The organism is Cohnella xylanilytica (assembly GCF_014212175.1).
GTDB classification, from domain to species: domain Bacteria; phylum Bacillota; class Bacilli; order Paenibacillales; family Paenibacillaceae; genus Cohnella; species Cohnella xylanilytica.
The window spans coordinates 43454-57197 of the sequence record NZ_JACJVR010000075.1; the positions used below are offsets into that span (position 1 = coordinate 43454).

The following is a 13744-nucleotide window of genomic DNA, read 5'->3' on the forward strand; positions in this document are numbered from 1 at the left end:
ACGGAGGGGTCGGATCGTGATTACGGAGGAGCGCACGGAGCAGGAGAGCGGTGCGGCTAATTCGACGCGAAATCGTTGGGAGATGTCGCGCGCGGGGATATTCAACTTCTGGTATTACGACGATGAAGAACTGACGTTGGAGCAGGGCAGACTTATGCTGAGAGGAACGAATGGAGCGGGCAAGTCCGTGACGATGCAGAGCTTCGTGCCGCTTGTCCTGGATGGGGACAAACGGCCGAAGAGACTCGACCCGTTCGGCTCCAGAGACCGGCGAATCGAATATTACCTGCTTGGCGAGGACGACCGGCACAGCGACCGGATCGGATACTTGTGGCTGGAGTTCCATCATCCGGTCAAGGATCTGTACAAGACGATCGGCATCGGCCTGCGCGCCAGGAAAGGCGGCTCCGGCGCCGCATTCTGGGGCTTTGTGCTGGAGGACGGCCGCCGAATCAACCGCGACTTCTGGTTATACGACCGGGAGGTCTGGCTGGAAGGCAAGGGGAAGTTTCCGTATGATCGCAGAGAGCTGCAAGAGCGAATCGGCGCGGGCGGCGAAGTCGTTCAGGAGCAGCGGGCCTATCAGCAGTTGGTCAACAAGTCGCTCTTCGGATTTTATGATAGCGAGTCTTACGGGGATCTGCTGGAGCTGCTGATTCAATTGCGCAGCCCGAAGCTGTCCAAGGACTTCAAGCCTTCGGCGATCTACGAGATCTTGACCGATGCCCTCCCTCCGTTGCAGGAGGACGAACTGCGCCCGCTGTCCGAAGTGTTGGAAGATATGGACCAGATGGCGGATCGACTGGATGAGTTGAAGCTTCAACGAACCGAATTGGACAAGCTGCATCAGGTTTACGATCGTTATAATCGGCTGCTGCTGCTGCAGGCATCCGAACAGATGCTGGATGCCAAAGCGAATCAGGATAAGGCTCAGAAGGAATACGACGAGGTCCTTCAAGCTCGCGACGAACAAGAGCTGTCGCGGCAGAAGACAGCCGATCGGTTAAAGGCGACGGAAGAAGAACTGGCCGGCATTCAGGCGGACCTGGACGTGTTGAATCGTCATGACGGGATCGGCAAGCATCAAGAGCTGCAGCGGTTGGAAGAGACGATTCGGGACACGCAGCGTTATGAAGACAATGCTCGGGCAAGGCTGACGACGGCCACGGCGAGAATCGAACGCTTGAATCGGGAGCAGGAAGAGGCGGTTCGGGAGAGTCGGGAGAGGCTGCAGGCTCAGCATGACGTGCTTGAAGAGATGGAAGGCATGGCTCGCGACAGCGAATACTACGAGCATGATGTCTATCACCGGAATTGGAGCGGCGGGCCGCCGGAGGACGACAGGTTCTTGGCGTCTTGGCGCAATGACGCGGGCAAGCACCGGGAGAACTTATCCTCGGCGTTGCAGCTTGGGGAACGGGAGCAGGAGGAAGGGAAGCGGGTCGAAGCTTACGAGAAGGAGCTCGGGGAGCTTCGGCTCTTGCGGGACCGGGCCGAACGGGACGCCGGCGAGAAGGAACGGGCTTATGAACGGCAGGTGTCGGCTCACAAGGAGCGGATCGTGTCGTGGAAAAGCCGCTTGAACCGCATTGCCGTTCAAGACGAGGAATTGGCTCGCATGCTTCGAGCGCTATCGGAGATGACAGTGAGTCGGCGGGATTACGGCCCTGTACGCGCCGTGGCCGGTCAGGCGGCCGATCGCGCCAGAAGAGAGCTGACCGAACGCGGCCTGCGGCTGGAAGCGGATCGGCAGGCTGTTAGGGTCCGAAAACTTCAGCTGGAAGAAGAGCTTCAAGGATGGAAGCTGAGCCGCGAGCCGGAGCCGATTCGCTCGGAACGCAGAGCCAAGGAACGGGCCTCGCGGACGGAGCTTCAAGGGGCGCCGTTGTACGCCGTATGCGAGTTCAAGAGTCATGTCGGCGACAAGCAGCGCGGGCTGCTGGAGGCGGCGATCGCCGCGAGCGGACTGCTTGACGCCTGGATCGCTCCCGACGGGTCTGCTTCCTTGATGTCGGCAGATGGAGAAGAAGTGTGGGCCGTCCCTCAACCGATCGAATTCGGTTACACCTTGGCCGATTATTTGCAACCGTCGCCATCTCCGGAGAGCGGATTGTCCGCAGAGACGATCGACGCTTTGCTGCGCTCGTTTGCTTGGACGGACAAGGGCGAACAATCTCTTGCCGCGCCGGCGGCATGGGGCGGCGGCGATTCGAATGCCGCCGCAGTAGGCTTCGGTCATTTTAAGCTCGGTCCATTGATCGGCCAGCTCGCGGATGCGCCGCCCGCCCAATATATCGGCAAGGAAGCTCGCCGGAATTACAAGCTGGCGCAGATCGACCGTCTGGAAGCCGAGATTGCGGACCTGGAGCGGGAGCTTCTCAGGCTGGCGGCGCTTCAGTCGGAAGTGGAGGAGCAAGAGAGGGCGCTGGATGAGGAGCTTGCCGCTTTGCCCGACGATGCGGAGCTCCAGGAGAAGCTGGACGAATGGGCTTCGGAGCTGTCCAGGCTGAATGTGCTTCTGGAGCAGGAGAAGAAGATGTCCGAGCGGCTTCGGCAGATGACCGCGGAATGGCAAGAGCTTCGAACGCAATTCGCCATGCGGGTATCGGGATGGTCGCGGCTGAAGCGGCTGAACGATCTTCGGGAAGCCATCGAGACGATGCGCTCATATTCGCAGAGCATTACGGAGCTGTGGTCGGAGTGGAAGCAGTATTGGCAGTCCGTAACGTCCCGCGACAGAATCGCGGCGGAGCTGGCCGAGCAGGAGGCTTCGGCGGAGAACGAACAAGAGCTTCTGGATGAGCTCTCCCATAAGCGGCAGCAGGCCAAAGTGCAGGCCGATAGCCTGCGCAAGTGGATGAGGGAGCAGGGCATAGACAATCTGTACGAACAATTGGCCGAACTGGAGAAGCGCAAGCGGTCGCTGGCCGAACGGCGCAAGAGCGAAGACCGGCAAGTTCGCGAGATCGAACAGGCATTGGCTGCCCTGGGCGAGCGGCTGCTCTCGAGGGAACAACGGCTTGAGGCGGAGAAGGAGGCGGTCGAACGGGTCTATGGCCGTTGGCAGATCGAGCTTGAATTAGGGCTTGTGCCGGAATGGCCGGCCGGAGCCGCGAAGGTAGAGATGGCGGAAGCCTTCAAGCTGTGCCGGGAGATTCGCTCGTCGCTGCAAGCGATGTCGGGCCGAAGCGTCTCCAGCGCTACGACCAGCTTGCACGATCAGTTCCATGCCGTGAAGCATCTGCTGCTCGATTACTCGCTCGAGATGGTAGAGACGCCCGAATCCGGCAGGCTGCAAGTGTTCTCCATGCAAGACCGTTCTCGGCCAAGGACGCCTGCGATGCTGCTGGCCGAGGTGGAGTCGTTCATCGAAGAACAGAACGGTTTGCTCGGCGAGAAGGACCGGGAATTATATGAAGAGATTATTTTGCGCAGCGTAGGGAAGGCCATTCGTCAGCGTATTTATCGCGCTACGCATTGGATCAAGGAGATCAATAAGCTGATGGGGCAGCGGAATACGTCCAACGCTTTCCGCCTTCAGCTCGATTGGGTGCCGAAGCCGGCGCAGTCGGAGCAGGAGTTGAACGCGGAGAAGCTCGTCGACTTGTTAATGAAGGACGCCAGACTGCTGCATCAGACCGAGATCGACCAGATGAGCCAGCACTTCCGTTCCCGGGTCGGATGGGCGAAGCAGGCCGCTCAGGAGGAGAGGGAATCGCTCCGCAAGCAAATATACGAGCTGCTGGATTACCGCACGTGGTTCCAATTCGAGCTTCGTTATCAGAAAGGGGAAGCCGTAGGCTACAAACCGCTAACCGACGCCAGATTCAATACGTTCAGCGGCGGCGAGAAGGCGATGAGCATGTACATTCCCTTGTTCGCGGCTACCTCTTCCCGATATGCGGACGCGGCTCCCGATGCGCCGCGAATTATCTCCCTGGACGAGGCGTTCGCCGGCGTAGACGATGAGAACATCCGCGATTTGTTCGAGCTGCTGACGGAGATGAACTTCGACTATATGATGACCTCCCAAGCTTTGTGGGGGTGCTACGATACGGTTCCGCGCCTTGCGATTGTGGAGATTTATCGACCGAAGGATGCCGATTACGTCACGCTGTTCCGCTACCGGTGGAACGGGACCAAGCGGGAATTGATCGAATGATCGGAAGGGACGAGCGGAATTCGAACGGCGGCGACGACAGCAAATCTTATTTCGAGCAACCGGGCTTGCGGCGATTGGTCGAGGAAGTGCGCAGCAAGTTCGATTCGAGGGGAGCGTCCGGCAATGTGACGTTGGAGGCGCTGTCCGGCGAAGAGAGCGAGGCGTTGTCCAGTCTGCTGGAGCGTTATTATCCGCCGGGCCGGCGTGCGACGATCTCGTTGCGCCGCTTGGAGAGTCGGCTTCTTGAGAGCGCGTTCGGCTGCACGATCCGCGAGATGCTGGAGAACTTGGACGGTCGTACCGTTACGATCCGTTCCGAACGCAAGAGAGAGAAGGCCGAGGCATGGATTCGGCTCTTGCGAGACGCATCTGCCGCCGCAGGATTACAGGAGGGCGGGGATGATTATGCCCCTATTCGGCAATGGCTGAAGGGGGTGGAGTCGGGAGTTGCGGCTGGCAGCCGTACATTAGGGCGGATGGCGGATGCCGACCCGGTTATGGCCGAGCGGCAGCTTGCCGTTTGCATCGAGATTGTCATGCAGCTGTGGGATCGGCAGCGCGTTCTCGAGCGCGAGCGCTGCATGATCCGGCTGCCCATTCTGGCCGCTTCCGCAACCGGCAACGCCCATGCGCTGGATTGGCAAGAGCCGCTAGGCAGGTTGCTCGTCTTCGCCATTCAGGAAGTATGGGGGCAGAGGACGGAAGGGGACAAAGGCTCTGGCGTCGCTGACGGCGAAGGCGGAGAAGCGCCGGCGGATGAGTCGGCGTTACCCGGAGGCGCTCTGCTTCGAAGAGAGCTGTATCGAACGGCGGGCATCGCGGATGACGATATGAGCTCCCAGGTTCTCTTCTACGCTCCGTTATGGACGCAGGATCGGGAGGAGAGGCTGCTCACGCTCCGGCAAGTTGAGCGTATGGACGAAGTGCCGAAGCCTTCGGTGATCTGGGCGGTGGAGAACCCCTCTTTATTCGGCTATTTACTGGACCGGGGGCTAAGCGAAGAGACGTTAGGCGACGCTATGCTGGTATGCGTGAACGGCTATCCGAGCTCTGCAACGCTTCGGTGGCTTGACCGATGCATGCTGGATGGCGAAGGCCGCAGCCCGGAGCTGCGCTACGCTGGCGATCTGGACGTTCAAGGCCTGGAGATTACGCTATTCCTGCAGCAACGCTACGGAGATCGATTCCGGGCCTGGCGCATGTCGGCAAGCGACTACGAACGAGGAGCAGGGAAGGGGCTGCCTCTCGCGTCCGCGGAGAAGCGGCGATTGGAGCAAATGAGCCTCCCATGGGAGGAGACTCTCATTCCCGTTATGCTCGCGAGAGGGGTTAAGCTGCATCAGGAAGTCCTCGCGGAGTCGTTATGGATGGATTTGACGGGCAACGCAAATAGGATGGAGTAGCGATTATGCTGTGCCTGGTGCCCGTTTCGATTGGAGGGAGGCGGCTAACGAATCGAGGAGACGCTATTTCGCCAAAAATCGTGGATTTTCGAATCTAACGAATCGTATAGACGCTATTTCGTGCCGGAAGCTCGTTTTTCCCCCGATTGGACCTAAATAAGATCGCTGGAGTTCGTTAGAGTTTTCAAAATGGGCTTTTGACGCTAAATAGCGTCGTCTGAGTTCGTTAGAGAACGGGGCCTATGATCCGGAACATTATGATCCGATTCCGATGGCAACCATGAACGAGACTTCCCTGTCACCCTATCCCAAGAAGCCTGTTAGCGAAAGGGTCTTTCGTAGAAAAAATGCCGCAATGCGGCATTTTTCTGTTCGGATACCTTGAAGCCGCTCTGCGGGATCCATTAGATGATCGCTTGCGCTTCTCCCGCAAATTCCTGCGCGGCAAGGGCGCGTATCGTGCGCGGAGACGCCTCAGATGTGCGGGTTGGCAGAGCCGGCTTCCTCTTACAATGGGTCTATCCACCCACGGGGAAGAAAAGGGGATCGACTCTATGTCTCGCGCAACGACAGGTACAACCGCATCCACGTCCGTATCGGCAGCGACATCCGCAAAGGCCTCTACAACCACGTCTGCATCCGTATCGACATCCGTAACAGCCTCTACAACCATGTATGCATCTGCAGCGACATCCGTAACGTCCTCTACAACCACGTCTGCATCTGCAGCGACTTCCACAGCCGCCTCTACAGCCGCTCCTACAACCGAGTCCAAAGCCACATCCGCATCCGCACCCGGTCCGGACCGGCAAGGCTTCTGGTCCAATCGCTTCATCCGATCCATTCTGCTGTCCGCCGTGTTCCTGCAGCTCGGCATCTGGGTGCGGAACTTCGCCATCCTGCTGTTCGTCACGGAGCAGACGGACAAGGATCCGGTCGCGCTCTCGTTCATCTCCGTCGCGGAGTTCGCGCCGATCTTCGTCTTCTCGTTCATCGGAGGCGCGTTCGCCGACCGGTGGCGGCCGAAGCGGACGATGGTGCTCTGCGACGTGCTGAGCGCGGCGTCCGTGTTCGCGGTGCTGCTGACTCTCGTCTACGGAGGATGGCAGGCCATCTTCTTCGCCACGCTCGTCTCTTCGATTCTCTCCCAGTTCTCGCAGCCGGCCGGGATGAAGCTGTTCAAGCTCCACGTCCCGGAAGAGCAAATTCCGATGGGAATGTCGATGTACCAGACGATCCAGGCCGTGTTCATGATTTTGGGTCCGATGCTGGGCACGCTCGTATACTTCCGCCTCGGCATTCAAGCCGCGGTCGTGCTGATGGGCGTCTGCTTCCTGCTCTCCGCCGCCGTGCTGACGACGCTGCCGAGGGACCAAGTGATCCGCAAGACCGGACCATCCGCTAGGATCGGCGAGGACATCCGGTCGGGCCTGCGTTATGTGAAGGGCAACAAGATTTTCGTCTATATGGGGAGCTTCTTCCTGGCCGCAGGGCTGGCGCTCGGCCTCATCAACCCGCTTGGAGTGTACGTGGTGACCGAGCACTTGAAGCGGGCGGAGGATTCCTTGCAGTGGCTGACGGCCGCGAATGGAGCGGGCATGATTCTCGGCGGCATGCTCGTCATGGGGCTGTCCAAGCGCGTCTCCCCCCGGGTGATGCTGCTGATCGGGTTCGTCGGCAATGCCGCCGCGGTGGCGGTCGTCGGATCCACGGGCTCGATGGGCGTTGCGCTGGCGGCGCAGTTCGTCTCCGGCCTCATGGTGCCGTTCATCCACATCTCCTGCCAGACGCTGGTGATGAGCCACGCGGAGGAAGCGTTCGTCGGCCGGGTTAGCGGCATTCTGAACCCGCTCTTCACGGGAGGGATGGTGCTGACGATGAGCCTGTCCGGCGTGCTCAAAACGAATCTTCCCCTCGCCGCGCTCTTCGGAGCGGCAGCCGTTCTCTTCCTGCTCGGAGCGGTCGGCGTCCTGCCGCTGCTGCGCCATAAGGAGCCTGCCCGCACGGCACCCGCCGCCGCCGGACTTCGCCATCATTGACCGATCCGAGAGGCGACGCCACTCGGAAGGAGGAACCCCGGCATTTTTTGCGGGGTTCTTCTTCTTTTTTGCGCGATGGAGGTCTGGGATGTCCGCTATAATGGTAGGCAGAAGCTTCAACCGACATAAAGGAGATGCGACGCATGACGCGATTCGATATCGACAAAAACGAGATCTACCGGATCGTCGCCGAGAACTCGCTGGATACGATCGTTCTGGTCGACGGCGACGCGGTCGTCCGTTACGTCTCTCCGTCCATAGCAACGTTATCCGGCTACACGGTCGAACAATACGAGGGCACGGACGCGTTCGCCATGCTCATGCCGGAGGACCGGGAGCGAATCCGCGAACGGTTCGCCCAGGTCGTCGAGACGCGGAGTCCCGTGGACGTCGACTATCGGTTCCTTCACGCCGACGGCCGCATGGTCCACGTGGAGACGAGAGTGAAGCCCGTCCTCGACGCGGACGGCCTCGTTCAATCCGTCGTCGCCGTCGTCCGGGACGTCACCGACCGCAAGCAAGCCGAGCAGCTGCTCGAGAACATCCTGGACAACGTGAACGCTTCCGTATGGTCGATCGACAAGGATTTTAAGCAATATCAATATCACATCGGCAACACCGAGAAGGTGTGCGGCATTCCGAAGCGGGAGATTCTCGACCGGCCGATCCGGATTCACGACCACATCCATCCGGAGGACAACGTGTCGCTCATGGGCGAAGTGAAGGATCTACTGGACAGCGGCGTGCCGGTGCGGAAGGAGTTCCGCTGGATTCACGTTCCGAACGAGACGTTGTGGGGGCAGATGATCATCCACCCCTACCGGGACGGGACGGGGGAGATTCGCAGGCTCGACGGCATCATGCTGGACATCACGGAGAAAAAGCGGGCGGAGCTGGCTCTCGAAGAGAGCGAGCAACGGTACAAGTCGCTGTTCGAGCATAACCTGGACAGCGTTTTCTCCATCGAGCTGACCGGTCTGCACTTCGTCAACGCCAACCGGGCGTTCGAGGAGACGACGGGCATCCGGCTCGACCGGCTGACCGACCGCTGCTTCATCGGGCTTATTCACGACGAGGATCATCCGGAAGTTTTCCAGGCGTTGATGGAAGTCATGCAGCGGCAGGAGCCGCGCGATATCGAGTGCCGGCTGGCCCGGATGGACCGAGGCGAGCGGATCGTCAGCATCACCTTCGTTCCGATTCTGCTCGGAGGCAGCCTGACCGGCATCCACGGCATCCTGAAGGATATCACGAAGCGCAAGCAGGAGGAACAGGAGCTCATCCGGAGCGAGGAGCGGTCGAAGGCGCTGCAATTGAGCTTGAACCGGCTGTCGAACGACCTGGCGAACGTCATGAAGGTGTCGGAGCTGGAGGAGCGGCTGATCGGGGAGATCCGAAGCGTGCTGCCGGCTTCCGGCGTCTCGATCGAGGAAGAGGCGGAGGAAGCGTCCGCGGGCGGCGATGAGGAGACGGGAGAGATCCGGGTCCGCGTCCGAATCGGCGAGAAGCCGCAGCCGGCGCGCCTGAACCTTCGGCTGGAGCGCCCGCTCGTCAAGATGGAGGAGGAATGGCTGGAGACGGCCGTGCATTATGTGAAAATCCTGTACGACAACCTTCACCGGACGGAGGATCTGATGAAGCGGCTGGAGCACCTGGTCGGGACGAGCGAGACGCCGAGGTGGATGCTGCGGCTGTTGTTCCGGCTGTCGGAGAAGGAGCGGGCCGCCCTCTCGAGCGACCTGCACGATTCGGTGCTGCAGGACCTCATCATCTGGTACCGGAAGCTGGAGTCGCTCCGCTCCGCGGGCTCCTCGTTCGGAGAGGAGACGCGGGAGGAGCTCGTTCGGATCGAGAACGGGCTGCTCGACGCGATTCACCAGATTCGCATCACTTGCAACGAGCTTCGTCCTCCTTTTCTGCTGAAGATGGGGTTGGTGGAGTCGCTGAGAAGTCTGTTCGAGTATGCTCGCATGTTCGCCAACTACGAGATCGAATTCCGGGCGGGGGAGCTGGACGCGTCCCTGAACGAGGACCAAATTCTCGGCCTCTACCGGATCGTGCAGGAGCTGCTGAACAACGCGACGAAGCACTCGCGGGCGAGCCGCGTCGTCATCTCGCTCGAGGACGAAGGGGACCGGATCGGCTTCCGCTACGAAGACGACGGAGTCGGAGTCGACTTGGCCGGGCTCGGAGGCTCCTACTCGCATATGGGGATCTCGGGCATTGAGAAGAGGGTGCTGAGCCTGGAAGGGGAGGTGGACGTCCAGTCCGCCCCGGGCCGGGGCTTCCGGGTGGCCATCGAGGTGCCCAAGCAGACCATGGAGAAGGGGGCGCTGGCGCTATGAACGTCTTGCTGGTCGACGACCATCGGTCCGTGGTCGAAGGAACGAAGATGCTGATCGAATCGGAGCCGGACATTCAAGTCACGATCGAGACCGACGTCTATTGCGTGCCGGACCTTGTGCGGCTGAAGAAGTACGACGTCATTCTGCTGGACTTGTACATGCCGAACATGAACGGGGCCGATCTGGCTCGGAAGCTGCTCGAGTACGTGCCGGACGCGGTCATCCTGATCTACTCGGGGTTCGAGATCGCGCCGCATTTCAACCTGCTTATGGAGTCGGGCGTCTCCGGCTTCGTCTCCAAGACGTCGACGCGCGAGGAGCTCATCCAGGCGATCCGCTGCGCGGCGAGGAAGCAGGCGATCATCCCGATGCAGCTGCTGCGGCAGCTGAGGCGCCAGGAGATCACCGTGCAGGGCGACGCCGAACGCGAGCCGACGACGATCAGCCGGGAGGAGGACCGGCTGCTTCGCGAGCTGGCGAAGGGGAAGAGCAACAAGGAGATCTCGAAGACGCTCATGATCAGCCAGCGCTCGCTCGAGTACAGCCTGACGGAGCTGTTCCAGAAGCTGCACGTCAACTCGCGGGTGGAGGTCATCAAGAAGGCGAAGAGCCTTGGGATTTTGCCGGCGGAGGATTTGTATTGATCGGGCGGCGGGATGGTGCGATAGATGTGCTGGGCGATGGGTACAGAGAGGATACAGAGAGGATACAGAGGGTACAAGGCCGGGCCAACCGGCCTTTTTTTCTTTGTGGGGCGGCGGGCGGAGACACGGCGGCGGGGACGAGGACGGGGACGAGGACGAGGAAGACGGACGTCTAATCAAGCAGGCGCGAATCCGTCCAAGGAGGCTTGGCGTTCGAGCCGATTGACAAATTCGTACGATCGTACTAAAATTCAAACCATGAAAACCAATAAACCATCCCAAACCAAAGAAGGGGCCGCGGCCGACCGGACGAGGAAGGCGCAGATCCTGCGGGTGGCGATCGAGACGATCGCTACGCTCGGATACGCGCAAGCCTCGGTAGGGCAGATCGCGGCGCGCGCCGGCATTAGCAAAGGCGTCATCACGTACCACTTCGCGAGCAAGGACGAGATCATGGAGCAGATCGTCAAGGAGGTATACGAAGCGGCCGTCCGGTTCATGCAGCCGATCATCGAGAGGGAGACGGTCCCCGTCGCCGTGCTGCGGGCGTACATCGAATCCAATCTGGCATTCATGGCGGCGAATCGCGACCATATCGTCGCCTTGACCGAGATCGTCGGGAACGCGCGCGAACCGGACGGGAGGCCGAAGTTCGCGGACTCGTCGGACGATTCGATCCTGCAGCCGGTCGTCGAGATTCTGCGGTGGGGAGAGCAGACGGGGGAGTTCAAGGCGTTCTCCGACTTCTCGGCCCGGGTCGCCGCCATTACGCTGCGAAGCGCCATCGACGGCGTGGCTTACCGGCTGGCGGCGGATCCCAACCTCGACGTCGCCGGCTTCGCGCGGGAGCTGGCGGAGTTGTTCTTGGCGGCCGTCCGCCGTCCGGCTTGGGAGACCGAGACCGAATCCAAGGAGAGAGGGTGACGGAGGTGAAGCGTATCGATTCGAGAGCGGTTAACGCCAGAAGAATGGAGGGAGTTCTGGCATCCGCATGCTGCATCGCTGTCGTCGCCGTCCTCGGCGTCCTGACCGCGCGCTTCGGCTGGCCGGTCTGGATCGTCGCGTCCGCGGCGGCGTTGGCCGCTCTGACCGCTATCTTGGAGCTGGCGGTGCTGCCGGGGCTTCTCTACCGCTCGTGGCGATATTCCGTCGCCGAGAAGGAGATCGAGCTTCAACACGGGATCTGGGTGCGAAGGCGGACGTTGATTCCGATGACGCGCATCCAGCACGTCGACTCGAAGCAGGGGCCGATTCAGAAGCGGTACGGGCTCTCCTCCGTGACGTTCTCCACCGCGGCGGGCAGCCACCGGATTCCCGCCTTGTCCGAGGCGGAGGCCGAGCGCGTGCGCCGACAAATATCCGATTGGGCGGGGGTTGCCGATGACGACATCTAAGCAGGGGGAACCGGGCCGACGACTGCATCCGATCTCGATGGTCTACTTTATCGCGCGGTCGGGGAAGGAGCTGGCGGGGATGCTGCCTCTCATTCCCGTCGCCATCCTGCTGGTTAACCGGCTGTTCGGCGAGGCCGTCGACCGCGCCCTGCTGACGGCCGCGGTTATCGCGGCGGCCGCCGTCGCGATCGTCTCATTCGCTTGGCTTCGCTGGCGGCAGTTCCGCTATCGCGTGGAGCCCGGCGTCCTGTACATCGAGCAGGGGCTCTGGGTCCGTCGGAAAACGTGGATAGCCAAAGATCGCGTTCAATCGATTCACGCGAGCGTCAGCTTGTACGACCGCTTCTTCGGTCTGGTCCGGCTGGAGGTGGAGACGGCCGGCGGGGACGGCAAGCCCGAAGCGGCACTCAGCTCCATAACGGCCGAGGAGGCGGCGCGCGTTCAGGAGGCTCTCGGCTTCGCCCGCGGCTCCGCTCGAAGCTCCGCCCGTGATCTTGCCCAAGGTTTAACCCAAAATCCTGCCCAAGATTCAGCCCGAGGCTCTGCCCGGAGCGCCGCCCACCAACCTGACGCATCTATCGCCTCTGCCGCACCCGCTGAACCGTCCGGCCATCCCGTAGACGCGGATGCCGCGAACGCGGGGCAGCCGGAGACCGCGTCACCGAGCGGCCCACCTATGTTCAAGCTCCCTCTTGGCCGTTCCCTTGCCCTTAGCATGTCGACCGCCAAGTTCGCGCTGCTCTGGCTGACGATCGGCGGAACCGCCCTGAAGGCTTGGGACGAGTGGCTGAAGAAGACCGCGCTATGGGAAGCCGTGCTGGACCGCCTCGGATGGCCGGGGGCGATCGTCCTGCTCCTAGCCGGATCCTGTCTGCTCGCGGCCGCGGCCGTCTTCCTGCTGGACGGAGGCTTCCGGCTGGAGTCGCAGGACGGCACTCTGACGATCGAAAGGGGCTTGCTGGAGAAGAAGCGGACCGTCATCGCGGCCCGCCGCGTCCAAGCCGTGCGCGTGACGGAGAACCCGCTGCACAGGCCGTTCGGACTGGCCAGCGTCCGGATCGTCGTCGCCGGCGGCTCGGACGAAGACAAGAAGACGGTGGACTTGTTCCCTCTCGTTCGCTTCGCGGAGCTTCCGGCGCTGCTCGACGCTTATTTGCCGGACTATCGGCTGCCCGAGACGTGGAATCCCGTCGGCCGCGGCGCCCGAGCCGTCTACGTGACGGTTCCGCTGCTGCTCTGCCTGATCGCCGCCGCGGCCGCCATCGTCTGGATTCCGTCGGCCTGGAGCTGGTTCGCGCTGCTGCTTCCCGCCGCCGCTTGGCTGAACGGGACGATGGAGCTCCGTCAGGCGGCGTGGTCGCGGGAAGAGAGGCAGCTCGCGATCCGGTTCGGCGGGGTGTCCAGACAGCGAGTGCTGATCGCCAAAAGCCGCGTGCAATGGCAGCGGATCTCCCAGAATCCGCTGCAGGAAGGGAAGGCGCTGGCGACCTTCAAAGTCGCCCTCGCCTCGGGCAAATCCGGCGCCGTCTTCGCGCTCCGGCATGCGCCCGCCGCCGAGATCCGCTCGCTGTCGGACTGGCTGGCCGAGCCGGCCGGACGACGATAGAGCCCTGGAGGACTCCCTTCCTCGGGCTCCGTTCATGGGGCCGCGGCTTAGTCGAAGCGCCTGCCGGCAAGAGAAAAGCGAGCGATCCGCTCCCCGGGACCGAAGGCTCATCCGTCGTACGGATGGGTCTTTTTTTTCTACGGCGTGCCCA

8 protein-coding genes are annotated in these 13744 nt (G+C 61.6%); all 8 read left to right on the forward strand.

The genetic code is table 11. From position 1 onward, the window contains the following. The first annotated feature begins 16 nt into the window (after positions 1–16). The 8 genes from H7B90_RS19485 (at position 17) to H7B90_RS19520 (ending at position 13593) form a co-directional block, all read left to right on the forward strand. The gene (locus H7B90_RS19485) at positions 17–4162 is read left to right on the forward strand and encodes a TIGR02680 family protein (RefSeq protein WP_311772762.1); all 4146 of its coding nucleotides are present in this window, start codon (positions 17–19) and stop codon (positions 4160–4162) included. Further along, positions 4159–5565, forward strand: a complete 1407-nt coding sequence (locus H7B90_RS19490; RefSeq protein ID WP_185137563.1) for a TIGR02679 domain-containing protein — start codon at positions 4159–4161, stop codon at positions 5563–5565. Before H7B90_RS19485 ends, H7B90_RS19490 begins: the two co-directional genes overlap by 4 nt. Before the next feature lie 833 nt (positions 5566–6398). Then, positions 6399–7604, forward strand: a complete 1206-nt coding sequence (locus H7B90_RS19495; protein WP_311772764.1) for an MFS transporter — start codon at positions 6399–6401, stop codon at positions 7602–7604. A 143-nt stretch (positions 7605–7747) separates the two neighbouring features. Continuing rightward, positions 7748–9949 carry a sensor histidine kinase gene (locus H7B90_RS19500; RefSeq protein ID WP_185137565.1) on the forward strand — a complete coding sequence of 734 codons (2202 nt, stop codon included), beginning with the start codon at positions 7748–7750 and terminating at the stop codon, positions 9947–9949. Next, on the forward strand, positions 9946–10593 hold the full coding sequence (locus tag H7B90_RS19505; RefSeq protein WP_185137566.1) for a response regulator transcription factor: 648 nt from the start codon (positions 9946–9948) through the stop codon (positions 10591–10593). Before H7B90_RS19500 ends, H7B90_RS19505 begins: the two co-directional genes overlap by 4 nt. 258 nt (positions 10594–10851) lie before the next feature. Further along, positions 10852–11517: a TetR/AcrR family transcriptional regulator gene (locus H7B90_RS19510; RefSeq protein ID WP_185137567.1), complete on the forward strand. Its 666-nt coding sequence runs from the start codon at positions 10852–10854 to the stop codon at positions 11515–11517. Positions 11518–11522: 5 nt separating this feature from the next. Next, a complete protein-coding gene (locus H7B90_RS19515; RefSeq protein WP_311772763.1) occupies positions 11523–11987 on the forward strand; it encodes a PH domain-containing protein in 465 nt (154 codons plus the stop codon). Continuing rightward, positions 11974–13593 (forward strand): PH domain-containing protein, encoded by a 1620-nt coding sequence (locus tag H7B90_RS19520; RefSeq protein ID WP_185137568.1) that lies wholly within the window; start codon positions 11974–11976, stop codon positions 13591–13593. The genes H7B90_RS19515 and H7B90_RS19520 overlap by 14 nt, the downstream gene beginning before the upstream one ends. Positions 13594–13744 lie beyond the last annotated feature (151 nt).

Excerpts from the sequence above, each read along its gene's own strand:
- H7B90_RS19510 (WP_185137567.1), top strand. The coding sequence starts at position 10,852 with ATGAAAACCAATAAACCATCCCAAACCAAAGAAGGGGCCGCGGCCGAC.
- H7B90_RS19520 (WP_185137568.1), top strand. The coding sequence starts at position 11,974 with ATGACGACATCTAAGCAGGGGGAACCGGGCCGACGACTGCATCCGATC.
- H7B90_RS19490 (WP_185137563.1), top strand. The coding sequence starts at position 4,159 with ATGATCGGAAGGGACGAGCGGAATTCGAACGGCGGCGACGACAGCAAA.
- H7B90_RS19500 (WP_185137565.1), top strand. The coding sequence starts at position 7,748 with ATGACGCGATTCGATATCGACAAAAACGAGATCTACCGGATCGTCGCC.
- H7B90_RS19505 (WP_185137566.1), top strand. The coding sequence starts at position 9,946 with ATGAACGTCTTGCTGGTCGACGACCATCGGTCCGTGGTCGAAGGAACG.